The sequence below is a fragment of the Erwinia sp. Eh17-17 genome, from assembly GCF_039675725.1.
In the GTDB taxonomy this organism is placed as follows: Bacteria; Pseudomonadota; Gammaproteobacteria; order Enterobacterales; family Enterobacteriaceae; genus Erwinia.
The window spans coordinates 414,912-439,067 of sequence record NZ_JBDFQT010000003.1 but is presented as its reverse complement, the minus strand read 5'-3'; the positions used below and the strand labels follow the sequence as shown (position 1 = coordinate 439,067).

Annotated in this window: 23 protein-coding genes; 19 read left to right on the top strand and 4 right to left on the bottom strand. The window is 56.3% G+C overall.

What is annotated here, in order from left to right; translation table 11 throughout:
• Positions 1–150 precede the first annotated feature (150 nt).
• Genes ABEH87_RS12015 through ABEH87_RS12005 form a run of 3 tightly spaced genes read left to right on the top strand, consistent with a single transcriptional unit; the run spans position 151 to position 5,983 of the window.
• Complete coding sequence (locus ABEH87_RS12015) at positions 151–1,866, top strand: autotransporter assembly complex family protein (RefSeq protein ID WP_346576699.1); 1,716 nt, start codon at positions 151–153, stop codon at positions 1,864–1,866.
• On the top strand, positions 1,863–5,636 hold the full coding sequence (locus ABEH87_RS12010) for a translocation/assembly module TamB domain-containing protein (protein WP_346576603.1): 3,774 nt from the start codon (positions 1,863–1,865) through the stop codon (positions 5,634–5,636). The genes ABEH87_RS12015 and ABEH87_RS12010 overlap by 4 nt, the downstream gene beginning before the upstream one ends.
• A gap of 2 nt (positions 5,637–5,638) precedes the next feature.
• Positions 5,639–5,983 carry a gamma-glutamylcyclotransferase gene (locus tag ABEH87_RS12005; protein WP_346576602.1) on the top strand — a complete coding sequence of 115 codons (345 nt, stop codon included), beginning with the start codon at positions 5,639–5,641 and terminating at the stop codon, positions 5,981–5,983.
• Positions 5,984–6,085: 102 nt separating this feature from the next.
• Here the strand turns inward: ABEH87_RS12005 and ppa are convergent, their stop codons facing one another.
• Positions 6,086–6,616, bottom strand: coding sequence for an inorganic diphosphatase (gene ppa / locus ABEH87_RS12000; RefSeq protein WP_062745619.1), 531 nt, complete (start codon positions 6,614–6,616; stop codon positions 6,086–6,088).
• Positions 6,617–7,027: 411 nt separating this feature from the next.
• Between ppa and ABEH87_RS11995 the strand changes: the two genes are divergently transcribed.
• Positions 7,028–8,593, top strand: coding sequence for a methyl-accepting chemotaxis protein (locus ABEH87_RS11995; protein WP_346576601.1), 1,566 nt, complete (start codon positions 7,028–7,030; stop codon positions 8,591–8,593).
• 102 nt (positions 8,594–8,695) lie between these two features.
• Here ABEH87_RS11995 and fbp read toward each other — a convergent pair whose 3' ends face one another.
• Positions 8,696–9,694, bottom strand: coding sequence for a class 1 fructose-bisphosphatase (fbp, locus tag ABEH87_RS11990; RefSeq protein WP_346576600.1), 999 nt, complete (start codon positions 9,692–9,694; stop codon positions 8,696–8,698).
• 167 nt (positions 9,695–9,861) lie between these two features.
• Here fbp and mpl point away from each other — a divergent pair, with 167 nt between their 5' ends.
• Positions 9,862–11,214, top strand: coding sequence for a UDP-N-acetylmuramate:L-alanyl-gamma-D-glutamyl-meso-diaminopimelate ligase (gene mpl, locus ABEH87_RS11985; RefSeq protein WP_346576599.1), 1,353 nt, complete (start codon positions 9,862–9,864; stop codon positions 11,212–11,214).
• A gap of 85 nt (positions 11,215–11,299) precedes the next feature.
• Here the strand turns inward: mpl and yjgA are convergent, their stop codons facing one another.
• Positions 11,300–11,845: a ribosome biogenesis factor YjgA gene (yjgA, locus tag ABEH87_RS11980; protein ID WP_346576598.1), complete on the bottom strand. Its 546-nt coding sequence runs from the start codon at positions 11,843–11,845 to the stop codon at positions 11,300–11,302.
• A 275-nt stretch (positions 11,846–12,120) separates the two neighbouring features.
• Between yjgA and pmbA the strand changes: the two genes are divergently transcribed.
• The 14 genes from pmbA (at position 12,121) to tssD (ending at position 23,463) form a co-directional block, all read left to right on the top strand.
• Positions 12,121–13,461, top strand: a complete 1,341-nt coding sequence (gene pmbA, locus ABEH87_RS11975) for a metalloprotease PmbA (protein ID WP_346576597.1) — start codon at positions 12,121–12,123, stop codon at positions 13,459–13,461.
• Between the two features lie 95 nt (positions 13,462–13,556).
• Positions 13,557–13,943, top strand: coding sequence for a cytochrome b562 (cybC, locus tag ABEH87_RS11970; protein ID WP_346576596.1), 387 nt, complete (start codon positions 13,557–13,559; stop codon positions 13,941–13,943).
• Between the two features lie 303 nt (positions 13,944–14,246).
• Positions 14,247–14,585 (top strand): glycine dehydrogenase, encoded by a 339-nt coding sequence (locus ABEH87_RS11965; RefSeq protein ID WP_346576595.1) that lies wholly within the window; start codon positions 14,247–14,249, stop codon positions 14,583–14,585.
• A 50-nt stretch (positions 14,586–14,635) separates the two neighbouring features.
• Positions 14,636–14,995: an SFCGS family glycine-rich protein gene (locus ABEH87_RS11960; RefSeq protein WP_346576594.1), complete on the top strand. Its 360-nt coding sequence runs from the start codon at positions 14,636–14,638 to the stop codon at positions 14,993–14,995.
• Positions 14,995–15,291 carry a DUF4312 family protein gene (locus tag ABEH87_RS11955; RefSeq protein WP_346576593.1) on the top strand — a complete coding sequence of 99 codons (297 nt, stop codon included), beginning with the start codon at positions 14,995–14,997 and terminating at the stop codon, positions 15,289–15,291. The genes ABEH87_RS11960 and ABEH87_RS11955 overlap by 1 nt, the downstream gene beginning before the upstream one ends.
• Positions 15,292–15,327: 36 nt before the next feature.
• Positions 15,328–16,104: a DUF4311 domain-containing protein gene (locus ABEH87_RS11950; protein WP_346576592.1), complete on the top strand. Its 777-nt coding sequence runs from the start codon at positions 15,328–15,330 to the stop codon at positions 16,102–16,104.
• A 13-nt stretch (positions 16,105–16,117) separates the two neighbouring features.
• On the top strand, positions 16,118–16,762 hold the full coding sequence (locus ABEH87_RS11945; protein ID WP_346576591.1) for a DUF4310 family protein: 645 nt from the start codon (positions 16,118–16,120) through the stop codon (positions 16,760–16,762).
• 45 nt (positions 16,763–16,807) lie between these two features.
• Positions 16,808–17,941, top strand: coding sequence for an amidohydrolase/deacetylase family metallohydrolase (locus ABEH87_RS11940; RefSeq protein ID WP_346576590.1), 1,134 nt, complete (start codon positions 16,808–16,810; stop codon positions 17,939–17,941).
• Positions 17,925–19,055: a DgaE family pyridoxal phosphate-dependent ammonia lyase gene (locus tag ABEH87_RS11935; RefSeq protein WP_346576589.1), complete on the top strand. Its 1,131-nt coding sequence runs from the start codon at positions 17,925–17,927 to the stop codon at positions 19,053–19,055. The genes ABEH87_RS11940 and ABEH87_RS11935 overlap by 17 nt, the downstream gene beginning before the upstream one ends.
• A 2-nt stretch (positions 19,056–19,057) precedes the next feature.
• Complete coding sequence (locus tag ABEH87_RS11930; RefSeq protein WP_346576588.1) at positions 19,058–19,798, top strand: KDGP aldolase family protein; 741 nt, start codon at positions 19,058–19,060, stop codon at positions 19,796–19,798.
• Positions 19,799–19,897: 99 nt separating this feature from the next.
• A complete protein-coding gene (locus tag ABEH87_RS11925) occupies positions 19,898–21,808 on the top strand; it encodes a PRD domain-containing protein (protein WP_346576587.1) in 1,911 nt (636 codons plus the stop codon).
• A 275-nt stretch (positions 21,809–22,083) separates the two neighbouring features.
• Positions 22,084–22,449 carry a tlde1 domain-containing protein gene (locus ABEH87_RS11920; RefSeq protein ID WP_346576586.1) on the top strand — a complete coding sequence of 122 codons (366 nt, stop codon included), beginning with the start codon at positions 22,084–22,086 and terminating at the stop codon, positions 22,447–22,449.
• The gene (locus tag ABEH87_RS11915) at positions 22,446–22,979 is read left to right on the top strand and encodes a hypothetical protein (protein WP_346576585.1); all 534 of its coding nucleotides are present in this window, start codon (positions 22,446–22,448) and stop codon (positions 22,977–22,979) included. Before ABEH87_RS11920 ends, ABEH87_RS11915 begins: the two co-directional genes overlap by 4 nt.
• A 1-nt stretch (position 22,980) precedes the next feature.
• Complete coding sequence (gene tssD / locus ABEH87_RS11910; protein WP_346576584.1) at positions 22,981–23,463, top strand: type VI secretion system tube protein TssD; 483 nt, start codon at positions 22,981–22,983, stop codon at positions 23,461–23,463.
• A 119-nt stretch (positions 23,464–23,582) separates the two neighbouring features.
• On the opposite strand, the gene dolP is transcribed toward tssD, so the two are convergent.
• On the bottom strand, positions 23,583–24,155 hold the full coding sequence (gene dolP / locus ABEH87_RS11905; RefSeq protein WP_346576583.1) for a division/outer membrane stress-associated lipid-binding lipoprotein: 573 nt from the start codon (positions 24,153–24,155) through the stop codon (positions 23,583–23,585).
• Between the last annotated feature and the right edge of the window lies 1 nt (position 24,156).

The following is a 24,156-nucleotide window of genomic DNA, read 5'->3' as shown; positions in this document are numbered from 1 at the left end:
AGAATGATCGGGTCATGAGAAGAGCCTTATGGCAGGCTACAGGGATCCGCCGCTGAACGCATTGCGATAAAAATGATGAAATTAAGCCCGTTGGATTGCGGGCTGGCAATAAAAACGGGAGTAAGCGTGCCACGAATTCATGTGTACTGCATGTCTTGTCTGCTGATCGTCGCGCCTGTCGCTCAGGCTGCGAACGTTCGTTTGCAGGTAACGGGTTTATCGGGGGAGTTACAGAAGAACGTCAGGGCGCGTTTATCCACTATCACCAGTGATGAAGTGACCGCCGACGGCCGCTTTCGCTCGCGCGTCAGCGATGCGGTGAAAGAGGGGCTGAAGGCGCTGGGCTATTACGAACCGCAAATCGAGTTCGAACTGCAGCCGCCGCCTGCGGGCGGAAAGCGTCAGGTTCTGCTGGCGAAGGTGACCCCTGGTCAGCCGGTGAAAATCGCCGGTGAAACCGTGATCCTGCGCGGCGGTGCCCGCACCGATAAAGATTACCAGGCACTGGTGCGCAACGGGAAACCCAAACTGGGGACCGTGCTTAACCACAGCGACTACGATAAATTCAAAAGCTCCCTGAGCAATATGGCGCTGCGCAAAGGCTACTTTGACGGTGACTATCGCAAAAGCCAGCTTGGCGTGTCGGTAGAGCGGCGTGAAGCCTTCTGGGACCTCGACTATGACAGCGGCCAGCGTTATCGCTTTGGCGATGTCAGCTTTTCAGGTTCGCAGATCCGCGAGGATTATCTGCAAAACCTGGTGCCGTTTAAAAAAGGCGACGAGTACGACTCGCGTGACCTGGCAGAGCTGAACCGCCGCCTGTCAGCCACCGGCTGGTTTAATTCGGTGGTGGTCGCGCCGGAATTTGATAAAGCACGTGACAGCAAGGTGCTGCCGCTGCACGGCGTTGTTTCGCCGCGCACCGAGAACACCATTGAAACCGGCGTCGGTTACTCGACGGACGTCGGCCCGCGCGTCAAAGCCACGTGGAAAAAACCGTGGGTCAACGATCGCGGCCACAGCTTCAGCACCAGCGCCAATATCTCTGCCCCGGAACAGCAGTTAGATTTCAGCTATAAAATGCCGCTGCTTAAAAGTCCGCTGGAGCAATATTACCTGCTGCAGGGCGGGCTGAAACGCACCGACCTCAACGATACCAAGGCCGATTCCACGACGCTGGCGGCTTCGCGCTACTGGGACAGTTCCAGCGGCTGGCAGCGGGCGATCAATCTACGCTGGAGCCTCGACCACTTTACTCAGGGGACGGTGACCAATACCACGATGCTGATTTATCCCGGCGTCAGCGTTAACCGCACCCGTTCACGCGGCGGGCTGATGCCGACCTGGGGCGACTCGCAGCGCTACTCGCTGGATGTCTCTGACACCACCTGGGGGTCTGATATCGACTTCGCCGTGATCCAGGCACAGAACGTCTGGATCCGTACGCTGGCGGATAAACACCGCTTTGTGGTGCGCGGCAACCTGGGGTGGATCGAAACCAATGACTTCCAAAAAGTCCCGCCGGACCTGCGCTTCTTCGCCGGGGGCGATCGCAGTATTCGCGGCTACAAATACAAAGGTATCTCACCGCGTGATGACGAAGGCAAACTGACCGGGGCCTCCAAGCTGGCGACCGGCTCGCTGGAGTATCAGTACAACGTCACCGGCAAATGGTGGGGGGCGGCGTTCATTGATTCGGGTGAAGCGGTCAACGACATTAAACAGAGCAACGTTAAGACTGGTGCCGGCTTCGGCGTGCGCTGGCAGTCGCCGGTCGGGCCGATCAAAGTCGATATTGCCAGGGCGATTGGCGATCAGGATCATCGCGATATTCAGTTTTACATTGGACTAGGGCCTGAACTATGAAGTGGTGGAAAAAGGGCCTGACGGGCATTCTGATTTTTGTCGTGCTGCTGCTGGGCGGCATCGCCTTTCTTATTGGTACCACCACCGGCCTGCATCTGGTGCTGAATGGCGCAGCGCGCTGGGTGCCGGGGCTGGATATCCGCGAAGTGAAGGGCGGCTGGCGTGACCTGACCCTGAGCGGGGTGAAGTATGAGATGCCGGGTGTGACGGTGAATGCCGGAGAGTTCCACCTGGCAGTGCGGCTCGGCTGCCTGAAGCAGAGCGCCTTCTGCGTTAACGACCTCTCGCTGAAAGACGTTAACGTGGTGGTGGACAGTAAAAAGATGCCGCCACCGGCTAACCCGCCGGTAGAGGAAGAGAGCAGCGGCGGTGACATCAGCACGCCGTATCCGCTCACCCTGAGCAAGCTGGCGCTGCACAACATCAATGTGAAAATCGATGATACCGCCATTTCCCTGGCGGATTTCACCAGTGGGATGCACTGGCAGGGGCGCGCGATGACGCTGACCCCGACCCACATTCAGGGTCTGCTGATTGCGCTGCCGAAGGCGGCGAAAGTCGCCGATGAGCAGATCGTCCAGCCGAAAATTCAGCAGCCTGCTGCCGCAGAACCGCCGCTGGGCGAGACGCTGAAGGCAATGTTTGCGAAACCGCTGCTGCCGGACCTGCCGGCCTTCACCCTGCCGCTGGACGTTGACGTGCAGCAGATCCTCGGTGAACAGCTGCGCATCACGGGCGATACCGATATCGCCGTGCAGCGCCTGCTGGTGAAAGCGAAAACGGAAAATAACCAGCTCCAGCTGCAGACGCTGGAGGTCGACTCGCCCCAGGGGCAGCTCAACGCTCAGGGGCAGGCGACACTCAGCGGTAACTGGCCGGTCAGCTTTACGCTCTACAGCCAGATCAATGTTGATCCGATCAAAGGTGAGAAGATCAAAATGACGCTGGGCGGTGGCCTGCGCGACTCGCTGACCCTGGGCCTGAATCTCTCCGGCCCGGTGCGCGCACAGCTGGATGCCGACACGCAGCTGGCCGAGGCTGGCCTGCCGCTCAATATGACGCTGACCAGCCCGCAGCTGCGCTGGCCGCTGGATGGCCAGGCACAGTATCAGGCCGATAACCTCAACTTCAGCTTTAAAGGCAAAGCGACCGACTATGTGATGTCGCTGAAGACGGCGCTGAAAGGGCAGGAGGTGCCGCCGGCCACTCTGACGCTGGACGGTAAAGGCAATGTTGAACAGTTCGCGCTGGATAAACTGCGGCTGGCGGCCCTGCAGGGCAACGCCGACCTGACGGCGCTGGTGGACTGGAGCAAGGCGATAAGCTGGCGTAGCGAACTGACGCTGTCCGGTATCAACACCGCGAAACAGTACCCGGACTGGCCGGCGAAGCTGGAGGGGAAAATCACCACGCGCGGCAGCCTGTACGGCGGTAGCTGGCAGATGCGCGTACCGGAGCTGAAGCTCAAAGGTAACGTGCGTAATAACGCGGTCAGCGCCGATGGTTCGCTGTACGGCAACAGCTATAACCAGTGGAATATTCCCGGCATCAGGCTGGTGCTGGGGCGCAACAACGTTGATGTGAAAGGTTCACTGGGCGATAAGTTGAATCTGGATGCGGATATCGATGCCCGCTATCTGGACAACGCCCTGCCGGGCCTCGGTGGCGTGGCAAAAGGCACCCTCCGCGCCCGTGGCGACCTGACCACGCCGCAGCTGCTGGCCGACCTGACGGCCACCGGTCTGCGCTGGCAGGCGATGCGCATTGGCCGCATTAAACTGGATGGCGACGTCAGCTCGGGCGAACAGATTCAGGGCAAACTCAATCTGCGCGTAGAGCAGCTGAAGCAGGATGCGCTGGCGGTTAACCTGCTGACGCTGGATGCCAGCGGCACGGAAAAACAGCATCAGATGAAGCTGAATATCCAGGGCGAGCCGGTTTCCGGTCAGCTGGCGCTCAATGGCAGCTTTGACCGCGCCGCGCAGCGCTGGCAGGGCAACCTGAACAATACCCGCTTTGATACGCCTGTGGGCGAGTGGCGCCTCACCCGTGCCATCGCGCTGGATTACCTCAATGCGAAGCAGACAGTGAGCATCGGGCCGCACTGCTGGCAGAACCCGAATGCTGAACTGTGCGTACCGCAGACGATTGACGCCGGGCCAGCCGGCCATGCGCGCGTGGTGCTCAGCCGCTTCAATCTGGCAATGATTAAGCCGTTTATGCCGGAGGCCACAAAGCTTAGCGGCATATTCAGCGGCGATGCCGATGTTACCTGGACTGCCGACGGGGCGCTGCCGACGGGACGCGTTGCGCTGAAAGGTAACGGCGTGAAGGTGGAGCAGGATGTACAGGGCAACACGCTGCCTGTTGCTTTCAGCACGCTAAACCTGAACGCCGCGCTGAAGAACGGCCGGGCGCAGCTCGACTGGCTGATCCGTATTGCGGGTAACGGCCAGCTCGATGGCAATGTGCAGATTGCCGACCCTGAGGGGCGGCGCACGCTGTCCGGTAATGTCAATATTACCAGCCTGTCGCTGGCGATGCTGAATCCGGCGCTGATGAAAGGCGAGAAAATCACCGGAATGCTGAACAGCAGTCTGCGTCTGGGCGGCGATCTGCAGAAACCGCAGGTCTTCGGCCAGCTTGGGTTACGTAACGTGGACGTGGACGGCAGCTTTATGCCGGTTGACCTTACCGCTGCCGATCTGAGCATGGTCTTCAACGGGATGAGCTCAACCCTGGAGGGGGTCATCAAGACCTCACAGGGCCAGATTGCCCTGAACGGGGATGCCGACTGGAACCAGCTTGATGCCTGGCGTGCGCGCATTGCCGCGAAGGGCGACAAGGTCCGCGTGACGGTGCCGCCGATGGTGCGCATGGACGTCTCGCCGGACCTGGTGTTCGAAGCCACGCCTGAGCTGTTCAATCTTGACGGACGAGTCGATATTCCGTGGGCACGTATTACGGTGCAGGAAGTGCCGGAAAGCGCGGTCGGCGTCTCTTCTGACGAAGTTCTGCTGGATAAAGACCTGAAGCCGATTGCACCAAAAACCAGTGGTATTCCGATCAACAGCAACCTGATTATCCACGTCGGTGACAACGTGCGCCTGAGCGCTTTCGGTCTGAAAGCCAAACTGAATGGCGATCTGAAACTGGTGCAGGATAAACGCGGTCTGGGGCTGAATGGTCAGATCAACATCCCGTCCGGGCGTTTCCATGCCTACGGCCAGGACCTGATTGTGCGCAAAGGCGAGCTGCAATTCTCCGGCCCGCCAGACCAGCCTTATGTGAATATCGAAGCGATTCGTAACCCGGAGGCAACCGAAGATGACGTGACCGCCGGGGTGCGCGTGACCGGGCTGGCCGATGAACCGAAGGTGGAGATATTCTCTGACCCGGCCAAATCCCAGCAGGAGGCGCTCTCTTATCTGCTGCGCGGGCAGGGATTAGGGGCCACCGGCAGCGACAGTGATGCATTAACTTCAGCCCTGGTAGGATTGGGGGTTGCACAAAGTGGTCAGGTTGTGGGTAAAATCGGGGAGACTTTTGGTGTCAGTAACCTGGCGCTGGATACTGCAGGGGTTGGCGAAAGCCAGCAGGTGCAGGTCAGCGGCTATGTACTGCCGGGTCTACAGGTAAAATACGGTGTTGGCATATTTGATTCACTGGCGACGTTAACGCTACGTTACCGCCTGATGCCCAAACTCTATTTGGAAGCCGTGTCTGGTATCGACCAGGCACTGGATGTGCTCTATCAGTTTGAGTTCTAGCAATGCGAATAATTGTCTATGGTAGCCTGCGTCGTAAACAAGGTAACAGCCACTGGATGACCAACGGTCAGTGGCTGGGCGATCATCAGATCGACGGTTACGCGCTGTACAGTCTGGGTCATTATCCGGGAGTGGTTGCGGGTGAGGGCCGGGTGCACTGCGAGGTGTACCGAATCGATGCTTCAACGCTGGGCGAACTGGATGCGCTCAGAACCAAAGGCGGCGAGTACAAGCGCGAGCTGGTACAGACCCCTTACGGTAGCGCCTGGCTGTACGTGTATCAGCGTTCAGTGGCGAACCGGGAGCGCATCGACAGCGGCGACTGGCTGCTGCGCAATGCGCAATAACCCCCAATAAAAAACACCGCTCAGTGAGCGGTGTTTTTTTTCGGGCTTTCACAGGGGCCGATTCTGTTCTTCAACCGGCCGCCGTGGCACCGTTAAACCGGTTTATTTCTTCGCAGCACGCTCGAAGGAAGAGACGATTTCTGCTTTCGCCGCTTCAACACCTTCCCAGCCGTCAACCTTAACCCATTTGCCTTTTTCCAGCGCTTTATACTGCTCGAAGAAGTGGGTGATCTGGCCGCGCAGCAGTTCTGGCAGGTCGTTCACATCCTGGATGTGCTCGTACTCTTTGCTCAGTTTGCTGTGTGGAACCGCAACAACTTTGGCATCTTCGCCCGATTCGTCGGTCATTTTCAGCACGCCAACCGGACGGCAGCGGATCACTGAACCCGGCTGTAACGGATATGGGGTTGGCACCAGTACGTCAACCGGGTCGCCATCCAGGGACAGGGTGTGGTTGATGTAGCCGTAGTTGCACGGATAGAACATCGCTGTCGCCATAAAGCGGTCAACGAACAGTGCGCCAGTGTCTTTGTCGACTTCGTATTTGATCGGAGAGGCGTTTGCCGGGATCTCGATAACGACATAGATATCGTCTGGCAGGTCTTTACCCGCTGGTACCAGGTTCAAGCTCATTATGAATTCCTTCAATCATCTTAGGTTGAGTGTCGGGTATTATAGCCGGGTCATCTTCAAAGTACCCTCCCTTTTTCCGCCTTTCAGATTGCTCCGTGCCGGGGGATACACCAGGGGATTGCCCGTACTGGCAGGGTTAACCGGATGATTTGATTTATCTCTGGTGATTAGCCCGGTTTCTGTTTTTGAGCGGCCCTGATTTTCCGCCGGTTACGCTGTCTTCAGCGTCTTGCCTCTGCGGGGCTTCATCCACGGTTTTCCGATGGCAAAGTCCTTAACAGCCGCTTAATGGTTTTCTGCTCTGGATCAATTTAAGCCACGTTATGGTTAAAGTTACAGAATGATATTGCCGATAACTTTGTCGTTTTAGATACCAGGAATGGCCAGACATCACACTATCGGGAAATGATCATGCTGAAAAGAATCTCAATACGTTCGGGTTTACTGGCGTTACTCGCCCTGATGACCATGCTGTTGCTGGTGGTCAGCGTGATGGGCATTATCGCTATACAGAAAGGAAATCGATCTCTGGATGTGATTAACCGCATCCAGGGCATTGAGTTGAATGCGCTGTATATGAGCAACGGCAATCTGTTGCGCGCGCGCGCCACGGCTGCGCTGGCAATACGCAAACTGGAGGTTGGGCTGCCCGATGAGGCCGCAAAAATTGCCACGCGTTCAGCCAGTTACGTGGTTTTATCCGAAAGTGAGCTGAAACGATTCGTTGATGCCGGAACCGTCACCGAGCACGGCAGAATCCTGGCGGAAGCCGTTGTAAAAACCCATCAGGACTATCTGGCGAACGGTATCCGGCCGATGATGGACGCCCTGCAAAAACAGCAGGCTGATGATTACTATACCGTTCTGGAAGGACACCTCTCCAATCTTGCCGGGAAATTCTCGTCAGCAGTGGACGCGTTTGGTCAGTATGCCGATGACGTCAGCGAACAGCAGATGGCTCAGGCTGCCCATAACCAGACCCTGATGACCATACTGATTGTGGTGAGCGGATTACTGACGCTGCTGCTGGTGGCCCTGGCATGGATGATCCTGCGTGTGATGCTGCTGAAACCGCTGGATAGCGCCATCCGTCATCTGGAGTACGTTGCCGGAGGCGACCTGACCCAACCGGTACCGGAAAGCGGAGAGAACGAGCTTGGGCGTTTAAATGCGGCCCTGGGTTCGATGCAGCAGTCACTTCAGCTCTCGGTGGGACGGGTGCGCGATGCCAGTCTGCAAATCGACATCGGCAGCCGTGAACTGGCTTCGGGCAATCTCAACCTTTCGCAGCGCACCGAAGAGTCTGCGGCTTCACTGGAGCAGACCGCGGCCAGTATGGAACAGCTCACCGCGACCGTGAAGCAGAATGCCGACAACGCCCAGCAGGCGCATCTGCTGGCCAGCGCGGTATCGGATACGGCCGATCGTGGGGCGGAAGTGGTGTGCTACGTGATGGAGAAGATGTCAGAGATCTCCAACAGCTCGCAGCGCATCGGCGATATTCTCGGCGTCATCGACGGCATTGCTTTCCAGACCAATATCCTGGCCCTGAACGCCTCCGTGGAAGCGGCGCGCGCCGGTGAACAGGGGCGTGGCTTTGCGGTGGTTGCCACCGAAGTGCGTAACCTGGCCCAGCGCAGCGCAACGGCGGCGAAGGAGATCCGGACGCTGATTGGTGAATCGCAGATCCGCGTGAACGAAGGCTCCGATATGGCGACCAAAGCCGGTGAAACCATGGATGAAATTTCGATGGAAGTGATGCGTGTAACCACGCTGATGAAAGAGATTTCCAGCGCCTCGCAGGAGCAGAGTCGCGGTATCGAACAGGTGAATCAGGCCGTGGCCCAGATGGATGAAGTGGCACAGCAGAATGCGGCACTGGTCGAACAGGCAGCAGCAGCAACCCAGTCGCTGGAAGAACAGTCCCAGCAGCTGGTACAGACCATGGCGGTGTTTAAGGTTCATCACGCGGCATAACATGCAGGGGCTGCGCCGTTAGTCGCCGTCATCAACAGGGGGCGGGCATGCCCGCCCCGCTAAAAGGCCGATCGAAAAAAGAGCGGCCCCATGCAGTGATGATCAGTTGTCCGGGTATTCACGCAGGAAACGTTCGGTATCATCGACCATGTGGTCGTTACCGACGAAGAACGGTGAACGCTCGTGCAGGCTTTGCGGCACCAGGTCGAGAATACGGTTTTTACCATCCGAGGCTTTACCGCCGGCCTGTTCAGCCAGGAACGCCATCGGATTGCACTCATACAGCAGGCGCAGCTTGCCTTTCGGGTGGCTGGCGGTGCTTGGATAGAGGTAAATACCGCCTTTCAGCAGGTTGCGGTGGAAGTCTGCCACCAGCGAACCGATGTAGCGGGAGGTGTAAGGACGGTGCGTCTCTTTATCCTCTTCCTGACAGAATTTAAGATACTTTTTCACACCCTGCGGGAAGCGGATATAGTTGCCTTCGTTGATGGAGTAGGTGTAACCCTTCTCCGGGAAGGTCATACGCTCCGCGCTCAGGCAGAACACCCCGAGAGACGGGTCATAGGTAAAGGCATGCACGCCACAGCCGGTGGTGTACACCAGCATGGTAGATGAACCGTAAACCACGTAACCCGCTGCGACCTGCTGGCTGCCCGGCTGGAGGAAATCTTCTTCTGTAACCGGCGTACCTGGTGGCGTAATACGGCGGTAAATAGAGAAGATGGTGCCGACAGAAACGTTGACATCAATGTTGGAGGAGCCGTCGAGGGGATCCATCAGCACCACGTACTTGCCGTTTTCCACGCCTTCAAAGATGACAATTTCATCCTCTTCTTCAGACGCGATACCCGCCACGATGCCACGGGCTTTCAGTGCCGCTTTCAGCTTTTCATTGGCAAACAGATCGAGCTTCATCTGTTCTTCGCCCTGAATATTTTCAGCGCCGCTGGCACCCAGAATATCGACCAGGCCAGCTTTATTGATATCGCGGTGGATGATCTTGGCACCCAGCTTGATCGCGGAGATCAAAGCGGTGAGTTCACCCGTTGCGTGCGGAAAGTCGTGTTGCTTCTCGACGATAAATTCGCCTAACGTTTTCATAACACAATCCCTGAATCTGCGGTTGAGTAGCAGCCCGGTTAACAAACTGCCAACGTATGCGTACGCAGTTTAGCCGATTGAACGCTAAAGAACATAGGGCAAATCCGTTTCTTCCGCACGATGGGGACGGTACACTGTGCGGGAACTTTTTAAGCAACGGACCCTTTATGCGTATTCATATCCTCGGTATCTGTGGCACTTTCATGGGCGGTCTGGCGATGCTGGCCCGCGAGCTTGGCCATGAAGTTACCGGCTCAGACGCTAACGTCTACCCGCCAATGAGCACGCTGCTGGAGAAGCAGGGCATTGATTTAATTCAGGGTTATGACGCCTCACAGCTCGATCCTGCCCCGGACCTGGTGATCATCGGCAACGCCATGACGCGCGGCAACCCGTGTGTGGAAGCGGTGCTGGAACGCAATATTCCTTACCTCTCTGGCCCACAGTGGCTGCACGATTTCGTGCTGCGTGACCGCTGGGTGATTGCCGTCGCCGGAACGCACGGCAAAACCACCACGGCGGGCATGGCAGCATGGATTTTACAGGCCTGCGGCTATGAACCTGGCTATGTGATCGGTGGCGTACCGGGCAATTTCGACGTCTCGGCAACTTTAGGAAAAAGCTCATTCTTTGTGATTGAAGCGGACGAGTATGACTGTGCATTCTTCGACAAGCGTTCCAAGTTTGTGCATTACTGCCCGCGTACGCTGATCCTGAACAATCTGGAATTTGATCACGCCGATATTTTTGACGATCTGCGCGCGGTGCAGAAGCAGTTCCATCATCTGGTGCGCATCGTGCCGGGGCAGGGCAAAATTATCCTGCCGGAGCACGACGCCAATATTAAGCAGGTGATGGCGATGGGCTGCTGGAGCGAGCAGGAAAGCATTGGCGAGAACGGCCACTGGCAGGCGAAGAAGCTGTCAGCGGATGCCTCCCACTGGGAAGTGTGGCTGGACGGTGAACGCGTGGCGGAGGTTAACTGGGCGCTGGTGGGCGAACACAACATGCATAACGGCATGATGGCGATTGCTGCTGCGCGTCATGTGGGCGTGAAACCGGAAGATGCCGGGCGTGCGCTGAATGACTTTATCAATGCCCGCCGCCGTCTGGAGCTGCGCGGTGAAAGCAACGGCATCAAAGTTTATGATGACTTTGCCCATCACCCGACCGCCATCCTCGCGACACTTTCCGCACTGCGCGGTAAAGTTGGCGGTACGGCGCGTATTCTGGCCGTGCTGGAACCCCGTTCAAACACCATGAAAATGGGGATCAGCAAGGACGATCTTGCTCCGGCACTGGCGCGCGCGGATGAAGTATTCCTGTTCCAGCCGCACCACATTCCGTGGCAGGTTGCCGAAGTGGCCGATGCCTGTATCCAGCCGGCACAGTGGAGTGCCGATATTGATACGCTGGTCGAGATGATCGCCAAAAAAGCCCAGCCGGGAGATTCCATCCTGGTGATGAGCAACGGCGGATTTGGTGGGATACATCAGAAGTTGTTAGATCGCCTGGCGTAGCAGGTAGGGCGGGCCGATCGAAAAAATGGTCGGCCCCTGCGTAGGGGCGGACCCTGTTTTTCAGTCCGCCCTTAATCCTGCCCGATCAAGAGGCCTGGGCTAACTCGCGCAGATACTGGAAAATCTGGCGATAGGCTTTCGGCGGTTTGTTGGCGGCTTTCTCTTTCTGTGCGTTACGGATCATTGCACGCAGCTGCTGACGGTCGGCATTCGGATAGAGATTCAGCACCTCAGGGATGACGTCATCACCCTGTTCAACCAGGCGGTCACGCAGCACTTCCAGCTTATGGAACAACGCAACCTGCTGGTTGTGGCGGTTCTTCAGCTTGTCCAGCGCGGTACGAATTGGTTCTTCATCACGCGAGCGCAGCATTTTACCGATCAGCTGCATCTGGCGGCGGCGGCCTTCTTTCTTAATCTTCTGCGCCAGTTCAATCGCGGCACGCAGATCTTCATCCAGTGGAATTTTGTCCAGGGAGTTTTTCCCCAGCTCCACCAGTTCACCACCGAGGCGTTTCAGCTCTTCGGCGTCACGTTTAATCTCACTTTTACTGACCCAGATAATCTCTTCGTCTTCTTCTTCTTCGTTATCGGGTACATCATCGAGCCAGTCGTCGGGCTGCTTGGTCATTGGTACGGCTCCTGAAAAAGAGGCTAATGCTATCAGGTTACGAGGCTACTGCGAAATTGTTCTCTGAGTCTGTTAGACTCAAATCACTCCTTATCACCTTGAGAGCTGTTTTCTACCGGTCATACTTCAGGCTTCAGGTGCGTTGGCCGCATGCGTTCACCCGAATCACTAACGTGAGTAAGCGTCTCGGGATTCGCTCATTTGCCGCCTTCCCGCAGCCCGAATTATTGAGGGTATAACAGCAAAAACATCTCAACTTATTATATGGCAGGTCGATGAAATTACTCTCCCAAGTTGCAGAACAACGTAAAACCCTGGAACAGGCGATAGCGACGGCACTCGAACTGGCAAGCGCCAGCAGCGACGGAGCAGAAGTCGCGGTCAGCAAAACCACCGGCATCAGCGTCAGTACGCGCTATGGTGAAGTGGAGAACGTAGAATTCAACTCCGATGGTGCCCTGGGCATCACCGTCTATTACCAGAACCGCAAGGGCAGCGCCTCCTCAACCGACCTCAGCCCGGATGCGATTAAGCGTACCGTGCAGGCAGCGGTGGATATTGCCCGTTACACCTCGCCGGATCCTTACGCCGGCGTCGCCGATCGCGAGCTGCTGGCGTTTGACGCGCCGGATCTCGATCTGTTTCACCCGGCGGAGATCGACGCCGATCGCGCGATTGAGCTGGCCGCCCGTGCCGAGCAGGCTTCACTGAAGGCCGACAAACGCATCACCAATACCGAAGGCGGCAGCTTTAACAGCCACGTCGGCATTAAGGTCTTCGGCAACAGCCACGGCATGCTTCAGGGCTACTGTTCCAGCCGCCACTCGCTCTCCAGCTGTGTGATTGCTGAAGAGAATGGCGATATGGAGCGCGATTATGCCTACACCATTGGCCGCGCCATTGACGATCTTAAATCCCCGGAGGCGGTCGGTGAAGAGTGCGCGCGCCGCACGCTGTCGCGCCTGTCGCCGCGTAAGCTGTCAACGATGAAAGCGCCGGTGATGTTTGCGGCTGAAGTGGCGACCGGCCTGTTTGGCCATCTGGTCGGCGCGATCAGCGGTGGCAGCGTGTACCGCAAATCCACCTTCCTGCTCGACTCACTGGGGCAGCAAATTCTGCCAGAGTGGCTGACGATTGAAGAACATCCGCACCTGCTGAAAGGCCTGGCGTCCACGCCTTTCGACAGCGAAGGGGTTCGCACCCAGCGCCGCGACATCATTAAAGATGGCGTATTGCAGAACTGGCTGCTGACCAGCTACTCCGCCCGCAAGCTGGGCCTGCAGAGCACCGGTCATGCTGGCGGCATCCATAACTGGCGCATTGCCGGTCAGGGTCACAGCTTCGAGGCGATGTTGAAACAGCTGGGTACCGGGCTGCTGGTCACCGAGCTGATGGGGCAGGGCGTCAGCGGCATCACCGGTGACTACTCGCGTGGCGCCTCCGGTTTCTGGGTAGAGAATGGCGTGATCCAGTATCCGGTCAGTGAAATTACCATTGCCGGTAACCTGAAAGAGATGTGGCGCAATATGGTCAGCGTGGGTAGCGATATCGAAACTCGCAGCAATATTCAGTGCGGATCCGTTTTGTTACCAGAAATGAAAATCGCCGGGCAGTAATTTACTGATTTACGCGTATGCTGAAAAGGCGGAGGTGAAAACCTTCGCCTTTTTTCATGCCCTAATGATACCCATTTATAAAAATAGGATCTGAGATGCGTAAATTACTGATTGCAATGTTGAGCACGACCCTGCTGTGTTCCAGCTTCTCGCTGCTGGCGCAGGACCTGGAAGGCGATATGGACATCCTGAAAGGCGCTTATCGCACGGTTCAGAAGACCGACGATAAAGCGGAGATGGTCAAAGCTTTAACCGATATGCGGGCCGCGGCAGAAAACGCCAAAACCCAGACGCCGGACAAACTGAAAGGCCAGGCGGCAGACAGCGCACAGGTGAAGGATTATCACGCCGGGCTGGATACGCTGATTGGTCAGATTGACACCAGCCTGAAGCTGGCGAACGCCGGAGACCTGAAAGGTGCGCAGGAGGAAGCGAAGAAATTTGCTGAAACTCGCGACGCCAATCATAAAAAGTTCCGCTAATTGCTGCGGGCCGGTTTGGCTACCGGCCCTTATTACGACCTTCATAAGTTTTCCCTCTGTTTTCCTTTTATTACCACGTTCCCCTGCTCTCTTTTTTTTTCCTCAATGCGTCAGTTGCGCAAAATAATCCCTGATTCGTGATTTATCTCTCATTTTAGAGTGATAGCTGCACGGTCTGATGTTTTTTGCGACCTCGCCCACGCGCCATCCGTTTATTTCCGCTTGCTGGCGGAAAAAGTCGTTCTCCACAGCACACCCCGGCGGGGATAGCTTATGGCTATTGCCAATATAGGGGGGACGAACGTGAGTAATGGAACGGGGCCGGGTGCGGCAACAGAGCAGGATGACAAGATTCAGACGCTGGCCGCGCGGGTGATGGGGGAAATTACCGGGCTGTTTGCCGCCAGAAATATTCAGCCTGATTCAGTTCAGCAGCAAATGTTAACGTCCCACGTGCGGGCAATGGCGCTGCGTTCGCTGACCGGTGAAGCGCTGCCGGAAGTCGAAGCCGATCTGTTTGAAGATATATCGCCACAGTCGATGGCGCTGGCACAGCAGGTGGTCGACTTATTTGGCAATCTGCCGGAAGAAGAGGCCTGGCTGTTATCCGTCCATTTCGAAGTGGCGAAAGAGAACTCATAAAACCGGGTCGGGCATACCCGACCCCTGCGAACACAAAAAAGGAATACACCATGTCTCAAATCATCGTAGTAATCGGCGACCGCCTGGGCAAAGGCCAGAAAGTCGCAGCAGGCATCGAAAAAGCCGGTGGTAAGGCGATCGTCGTACCCGGCGTCGCAGCGGATATGAAGCTGGGTGATGTGATGAACGCAGAAAATGCCAGCTTCGGCATCTCTTTCTGCGGCAGCGGCGGTGCGGGGGCGATTACTGCCCAGAACAAGTATGGCTATAAAGCCAAACACGGGATGCGTTCGATTGACGAAGGCGTCACCGCCATCAATGAAGGGGCCAAAGTTCTCGGCTTCGGCTTTATGGATAAAGAAGAGCTGGGCGAGCGCCTGGTGCAGGCGTGGCAGAAGAAGCACGGCTGATGAAAGAGCAATTCACCACCACGGTGAACGTCAGCGGCAGGGGCGACAGCAAGGCGAAAGCCTTTGCCGACGCCCTGAGCCGGGTGCAGAACACGGTGCTCAAGTCTACCAGCAGCATCCTCCTGCGTATTGAGCCGGTGGACGTAAAGGTGCTGCGCGCTGAACTGCGCGTCAAAACGGAAAAGTTTCTCTTTTTCTTTCTGGCACGTGAACGGCGGCTGTACAGCGTGGAGCTGGAGATCACGGTGAACGTTGCAGTGGTCGATACCGACAAGGTGGATTTCACCACTCTCTAATAAAAACGTTGGGATATAAATCCAAAGGAAAAACTAATGTTTTTAATCATTTTATTTAAGTCGTTGATTATTGGCGGCCTGGTCGGCGTTGGGGTCGGTGCCGGAGCCGCACGTATGTTCCACGCCCCGACCACACAGGGCATGGGCGCATTTCGCACACTGGGTGAACTGAATTCCTGTGAGGGCGATCCGGCCTCTCACTTCTCTTTCGGTCTCGGCTTCTTCTTTAACGCCTGGGCTTCCTCGGTGGCGGCCGGTTCCTTCACCCAGGACGTTGACCATCGCATTATCCCGAACTGGGGCGCGGCGGCACTGATGGTGAAAAACCGTAACGTAGCCGACACCCTGCACAATCCGAAGAAGATGGCGATTGCCTGCGGCATCATCGGCATGATCGTGGTGGCGTTCCTCAACTCTACCGCGTCTGCGGTGCCTGCTGCATTGCAGGTGACGGCGGTCAAAGTGCTGGTACCGGCGGCCAACCTGCTGGTGAACACCGTGATGCCGGTGATCTTCTGGCTGGCCGCGATCGATGCCGGTAAAAAATCGGGCTTCTGGGCCACCATTTTCGGCGGCCTGGCGCAGCTGATTATGGGTAACGCCGTTCCGGGCCTGGTACTCGGCATCCTGATCGGTAAAGGGGTGGAAGAAGCGGGCTGGAACCGCGTGACGAAAGTGATGATGGTGGCCATCGTCCTGCTGTTCGTGCTGAGCGGCTTCTTCCGTGGCTTCGATATGAAGCTGTTGCAGTCCTTCCAGCTCGGCGTTCCCGGCTGGCTGGAGATGATCCACAACGCTATGAGCGGCAAATAAGAGGATGAGCGTAATGGAAGAGTCAAAAAGCGGTTTCTGGTATGCCGACTGGTCGTTCCCGATCTTCGTAGGCCTGCTGTCTTCCGGGGTGTTCGCCGGGACACATATGTATTACGTCTACGGGCTGGGCGCGTTTAACGAGGTGGCCTTTGTCTCAATGCTGCGCTCCGGCATGGAAACCGGCGTGTATGGTGCTGTCGCTGCCTTCGGCGCCAGCTTCCTGTTTGCGCGCATCATTGAAGGTTCGCTGGTGGGCATCCTCGATATCGGCGGAGCGATCCAGACCGGGATCGGCCTGGGCGTTCCGGCGCTGCTGCTGGGGGCGGGCATTATCTTCCCGGTGGCCAACTTTGCCGCCTCGCTGGTGACTGGCCTGGCGCTGGGTCTGGCGGTGGGTTATCTGATCATCCTGGCGCGTAAATTCACCATCAGCAACAGCGACTCCACCTACGGCGCCGACGTAATGATGGGGGCGGGGAATACCTCCGGCCGCTTCCTGGGGCCGCTGATTATCCTGTCTGCAATGGCGGCGTCGATCCCGATTGGCCTCGGTTCGCTGGCGGGGTCGCTGCTGTTCTATCTGTGGAACAAGCCGATTACCGGTGGTGCCATTCTCGGCGCGATGGCGCTGGGAGCGATCTTCCCGGTTGCGCTGTAACTAACGAGCGCGGCGGCAGGGTGTCGCCACGCTGAGGAGTCTGCAATGTTTGATCTGATAATCCGTCGGGCGCGCCTCAGCGACGGCGGCTTCAGCGATGTGGCAATAAGCGCGGGTAAAATTGCCGCCGTGGGAACCATAGAAGGCACGGCAGTGCGCGAGTGGGACCTGGGCGGGCGTTACTGGCTGAGCGCCGGCTGGATTGACTCGCACGTTCACTGTTACCCAAAATCACCGATTTACCATGATGAAGCCGACCGCATCGGCGTCGAAACCGGCGTGACCACCGTGGTGGATGCCGGCAGTACCGGTGCCGACGATATCGATGATTTTTACCGGCTGACGCGCAGTGCCAGCACCCGCGTTTATGCCCTGCTGAACATCGCGCGCAGCGGTATTCTGACGCAGAACGAACTGGCGGATATGGCCCGTATTGACGCCCCGGCGGTGAAAGCCGCGCTGGCGCGCCTGCCGCAGTTTATCCTCGGCCTGAAGGCCCGCATCAGCAGCAGCGTGGTGGAGCAAAACGGTATTAAACCGCTGGCGCGCGCCAAAGCGATGCAGCAGGAGAACGGCGGCCTGCCGCTGATGGTACACATCGGCAATAACCCGCCGAACCTTGATGAGATCGCCGATCTGCTGAGCAGCGGCGACATCATTACCCACTGCTACAACGGTAAGCCGAACCGCATCCTGACCCCTGAGGGCCAACTGCGCGCCTCGGTCAGCCGTGCGCTTCAGCGCGGCGTGCGGCTCGACGTCGGCCACGGCAGCGCCAGCTTCAGCTTTGACGTGGCACGCGTGGCAATTGCGCAGGGTATTCTGCCGCACACCATCAGCTCGGATATCTACTGCCGTAACCGCCTTAACGGCCCGGTCTATACCCTGGCGCACGTGATGTCGAAGTTCTTCTGCATCGGTATGACGCTGCCGCAGGTTATTGACTGCGTGACGTCCCACGCCGCAGACGGTCTGCGCCTCGGCAGTAAAGGCCGCCTTGCAGTGGGCTACGATGCTGACCTGACCATCTTCGATGTGCAGCAGGAAAAAGCCCTGTTCACCGACTCTGACGGACACTCGCTGTCCGGCGAAACACAGCTGGTGCCGCTGGCCGCAGTGGTCGGCGGCCAGGGATTCGTGACTAACGAAGGGAAGAAACGCAATGACTTCTGTTTATGAACGTTCTGTTTATGAGAAATACGGCTTAAAGCAGGTGATCAACGCCTCCGGACGTATGACCATCCTCGGCGTCTCGACCCCGAGCGCAGACGTGGTCGGGACGGTGAGCTACGGCCTGAATCACTACTTTGAAATGAAAGACCTGGTGGATAAAACCGGGGCGTATATTGCCGGGCTGCTGGGCTGTGAGGCCGCCGTGGTAGTTTCCTGCGCCTCCGCCGGGATCGCCCAGGCGGTGGCGGCGGTGATCGTCAGGGATAACGACTGGCTGCTGGAAAACCTGCACGTCGCTCCGCTGACGGTGGCGCACGACATCGTACTGCCGAAGGGCCACAACGTTAACTATGGCGCGCCTGTCGGCACCATGGTGGCGCTGGGCGGCGGTAAGCTGGTGGAAGCGGGCTATGCCAATGAATGCTCCCCGGCCCAGCTTGCGGCGGCGATAACGCCGCAGACTGCTGCGATCCTGTATATCAAGTCCCACCACAGCGTGCAGAAAAGCCACCTGAGCGTTGAGCAGGCCGCCGTAGTGGCGTGTAAACATGGCGTGCCGCTGATTGTTGATGCTGCCGCCGAAGAGGATTTGCAGACGTACTACGCTGCTGGTGCCGACCTGGTTATCTACAGCGGTGCGAAAGCCATTGAAGGCCCGACCAGCGGACTGGTGATCGGTAAAACGCAGTACGTTGAGTGGGTCAAACGCCAGTCGAACGGTATTGGCCGGGCGATGAAAGTCGGCAAAGAGGGCATCCTCGGCCTGACCCAGGCGATTGAAAACTACCTGCGCGTGGAGAAGGTGACCGGCGCGCAGATGGTGGAAAAAATGACGCCGTTTATCGACAGCCTGAATCAGCTGACAGGCATTCAGGCGCGCACCGTGTGGGACGCCGCCGGGCGCGATATCGCCCGTGCGGAAATCCACTTCGATGAAGCGGCGATTGGGCGCACCACCGGTGACGTGGTGCAGGCGCTGAAAACCGGCGAGATTGCGATCTATTTCCGCGGCTATAAAGCCAACGAGGGCATTGTCGAAGTTGACGTGCGCAGCGTCACTGCCGACCAGCTGCACACCATTTTTGTCTCTATCCAGACCCTGTTAAACAAGGATTCATGAGCATGACGCTGACACCAAAATTTTACCGTGACCGGGTATGCCTCAACGTTCTGGCGGGTTCGAAGCAGAATGCCCGCGATATCTGGCTGGCGGCGGAAGGCCATGTGCTGGTGGGGGTACTGTCAAAAAACTATCCCGATGTGACCCGTGCCGTCGCGGATATGCGTGAGTATGCTCAGCTTATCGACAACGCGCTGTCCGTCGGGCTGGGGGCGGGCGATCCGAACCAGTCAGCGATGGTCAGCGCGATTGCCGCTGAAGTGCAGCCGCAGCACGTCAATCAGGTCTTCACCGGTGTGGCGACGTCGCGCGCGCTGCTCGGTCAGTCAGACACCGTGGTTAACGGGCTGATCTCGCCAACCGGGCGCGTGGGCATGGTGAAGATCTCCACCGGGCCACTCAGCTCGCAGCAGGCAGACGGCATTGTGCCGGTGGCGACCGCAGTGGCGCTGCTGAAAGATATGGGCGGCAGCTCGGTCAAATACTTCCCGATGGGCGGATTAAAAGCCATCGATGAATTTAAAGCGGTGGCGGAAGCCTGCGCACAGCAGGATTTCTGGCTGGAACCGACCGGCGGCATCGATCTGGACAACTTTGCGGCGATCCTGCAGATCGCCCTGGACGCGGGCGTGAGCAAAATCATTCCGCACGTCTACAGTTCGATTATTGATGGCCCTTCAGGACTGACCCGTCCGCAGGACGTGGCCACGCTGCTGGCGATAACCAAAAAACTCGTGGGTTAAGGTCGGCCCGGCACCCCAGGATGATTCTGGGGTGTACTATTTTTTCTGCGAGAAATAAGTTACGTTTCCTTCTGGTTCATAGTGTAAAAGTGGTGCTCCGTGAGATTTCCCAACCAGCGACTGGCCCAGTTGTTTGATTTACTGCAAAACGAAACGCTGCCGCAGGACGAACTGGCGCGTCGTTTTGACGTTTCCACGCGCACGGTACGCACCGATATTAACGTGCTCAATGAACTGCTGGCGGATCACGGCGCCTGCCTGGTGCTGAATCGCGGCGCAGGTTATCAGTTAAAGATTAACGATGCCCTGCGTTATACGCAGCTGCTACAGCAGTCCCCCTCTCATTTACGCGTGCCGCGCACCTCCCCGGAACGCGTGCACTACCTGCTGACCCGTTTTCTTACTTCAGCTTTTTCCCTCAAGCTGGAAGACCTGGCCGATGAGTGGTTTGTCAGCCGTAATACGCTGCAAAGTGACATGGCCGAAGTCAGAGAATGGCTGTCGCGCTATCAGTTAACGATTGAAACCAGGCCGCGCTACGGCATGAAGCTGTTTGGCCGCGAAGAGGCGATGCGCACCTGCCTGACCGACCTGCTGTATCAGGTGGCTCAGGAGGACAGTGACAGTCCGCTGCTCAGGCTGGAAGCCCTGAACAGCGGGATGCTCGATACGCTGCAACCGCTGCTGCAACAGTGCCTGTCGCGCTTTAATATCCGCCTGACGGATGAGGGCGAGTTCTATCTGCGCCTTTACTGCGCCGTTGCGGTGCGGCGCATTGGGGAAGGCTATCCGCTGACGGATTTTGCCGCTGAAGACGTCGATGACGAGGTGCGCCACGCCGCACGGCATATCGTCAGTCTGATGAGGCCGATAACCGGTAAGGCCATCTCTCCGGCGGAGGAAGCCTGGCTGTGTGTACATATTGCGGCTCGCCGGGTCGAGGATGGTGCGGCCAGCGCCATCAGCCCGGACGACGGTGACTCGCTGGTGGACTACATCCTCAGCTATATCAACACCCACTATAATTTCAACCTGCAAAATGACCCGCAGCTGCGCGCTGACCTGCTGACGCATATCAAAACCATGATCACCCGCGTGCGCTACCAGATCCATATTCCCAATCCGCTGCTGTCCAACATCAAACAGCACTATCCGATGGCCTGGGATGTGACGCTGGCGGCGGTCTCCAGCTGGGGCAAATATACGCCCTATACCATCAGTGAAAATGAGGTTGGTTTCCTGGTACTGCATATTGGCGTCGGTCTGGAGCGCCACTACAACGTGGGCTACCAGCGTCATCCACAGATCCTGCTGGTGTGCGATACCGGCAACTCGACCGTGCGCATGATCGAAGCCATGCTGCTGCGTAAATACCCGCAGATCGTGGTGAGCAACACCATTTCGCTGCGCGAGTATGAGCTGAAGGAGAGCGTGGAGGAGGACTTTGTGATCTCCACCGTGCGCCTGAGCGACAAAGATAAACCGGTGGTGGTGATGTCGCCGTTCCCCACCGAATACCAGCTGGAGCAGATTGGTAAGCTGGTGCTGCTCGACCGCACCCGTCCGTATATGCTGGAGAAATTCTTCGATGCCAGCCACTTCCTGATCCTCGACCAGCCGATGGACCGCAGCGATCTGTTCCGCCAGCTGTGCGACGAACTGGAGCAGGAAGGCATGGTTGATGAGACGTTTTACCCCTCGGTGGAGGAGCGTGAAGCGATTGTCAGCACCATGCTGGGCGAAGGGATAGCCCTGCCGCACTCGCTGGGGCTGCTGGCAAAAAAAACCTGTGTTTACACGGTGCTGGCGCCGAAGGGCATCGCCTGGGGGGATGAAACCGCATACGTTATTTTCCTGCTGGCGATCAGTAAAACCGAATACGAAGAGGCGATGGCGATTTACGATCTGTTTGTCACGTTTATGCGGGAAAGGGCGATGACAAGGTTGCGCGACAGCGGGGATTTCGCCAGTTTCAAGGCGGTAGCAATGGATTGTTTAAGCCGGTTGTAACGGGTGTTAATCACACGGGCTGACCTTTTTTCCAGTCGCCTCGCCGCGGATGATAAACCTAAAACGGATAGGTTGGTTAAAGGTTCGAGAGATATTGAACCTGGCTAAACGCTACACGTTATAGGCATGATCCTTCCCGTTAAATTCGCTATTACCGCATCCACTAAAGCTATTTCTTAAATTAATTTATACTCGACGTAGATCACAAAAAACCAATATTTTTCTGGTTAGATTACTCCTGCGAAAAATAAAGGGACTCGCTCAGGGAGAGTGATATGACGTGGGAATATTCGCAAGCAACGGGTGTGCTCAGGCATAACGGCAGCATTGTTGCGCATGGATATAGTGGTGTAGGAAGTGGACTCAATGCACCTTCAATGCAGCAAGTAGAACGTGTTGGGCCAATTCCGGAAGGATTTTATCGTATTAATGGCTATAACAATCATCGTGGACCTTACACGGTAATTTTAGACCCGATAGCAGGAACGAACACTTTTGGCCGATCTGCATTCAGAATACATGGTGATAATGCAAGTAAACCGCCAAATTCATCTTCAGAAGGTTGCATAGTGATCAATGGTTCTGGAATTCGCCAGTCGATACTCAATTCTGGTGATTCTATTTTGCGAGTGGTGCCATGAAGAAATTAATCGCTTTGACTTTATCAATTTCAACATTCTCATCGTTTGCCTTTGGGCCGCTGCCATCACCGGTTTGTCACAAGATAACAGTAAACGAAGTGAAAAATAAAATAAAAGAATTAGGTGTTAAAGGATACATCGACTACAGCCAGCCTGAAGCGCAATATGGTGAGTGGGAGTGTGTGATGGATAATATCACGAATGGTTTACCCGAGTGGCTTGATCTGGTGCCGACTTTGGCACCCTTTACTGATGCTGGAACGGCGGAGGATTTAGGTTTGGTGCTATCTGTTGCGTTACAAACTAACCCAACAAGAGTATTAGATTTAATTGATAACCGAAGTCAGGTTTTGAATGAAAGAGAGATATGTTCACTGCCCTTCTATGGCGGTACAAGAGAAGAGCGAAATCAGTATGTGGTCAATATTATAGAAGCTCTTTATAAAGTTACAAACGGCAAGTATTGCCTGTCACATATTGTAAGTGTAATTGGTCAGTCAACAGCAGAAGACTTTTATAAGGTAAATTAACATGGCTATTCCTGTATATTTGTTTTTGACTGATGATAGCGATCGCCTTATCGAAGGCGGTGTCGACATTAATGGACGCGAAGGTAGTATTGAGGTGCTGGGAGTTCATCATAGTATTACTCTGCCTACTGATGATCTAACGGGAAAAATTACGGGTAGTCGCCAGCATCTGCCATTTATGGTCGAGAAAGAAATAGACTGCTCATCTCCATTATTGTACAGGACATTAACCACAGGGAGAACCCTGAAGAAAGTAGAAGCGAAATGGTTTGGCATTAACTATAACGGACAGGAAATCGAATATTTCAATACATTAATGGAAAATGTCCGGGTAGTCAGCATCTCTCCGGTTATGTTTGATATTAAAGATGTCAGTAAAGAGAAATTTAATCATATGGAGTTGGTTGAGTTTCGTTACGAGAAAATTAGCTGGAAATTTGTTGACGGAAATATTATTCACACGGATGAATGGAACCGTCGATAGTTCCCTTTCAGCTTTTTCTCTTTTCAACGTCTGTAGATATCGACCTTTTTTCCGGTCATCCTGTTGTAGGGGCCGACCCTTTTTTCCGGTCGGCCCGTGAAGGTCGTCGTCCGTTAACCTTATTTCAAAATGGTAAACGCGGTGGTGACGTGCGTCACGCCGCTCACCCGGCTGGCGATATCGGCCGCCGCTTTGGCTTCCGAGTCGGTCACCAGACCCAGCAGGAACACTTCGCCATTCTCGGTGGTCACTTTAACGTTCGACGATTTCACCTGGTCGCTGCCCAACAGCTGGGAGCGAACTTTGGTGGTGATCCAGGTATCTGAAGACGCGGTACCAAAGCTCACTTTGCTGCCGGTACGGATCTCGTTATACACCTCGGTCGCTCCGTCAACGCCAACGGCAATCTGCTTGGCTCGCAGGGCAAGATCGCTGCTCGGTGACTGACCGGTCAGCAGCACTTTGCCCTGATAGGCCGTGGCGACGATATGGGTGTTTTGTTTAATTTGTTCGTCTTTAGATAACGCGTTCGTCACCCGCAGCTCTAAAGTACCGTCATCAACCTGAGTGCCGACAGAACGCGGGTCTGTCGCGCTCTTGGTTGCGACCGCGGCACTGCCAACAACGGCCGCCACACAGCCCTGCAACATCAACGCGGTAAGGATAACTGCACATGCAGATAATGCCTTCATT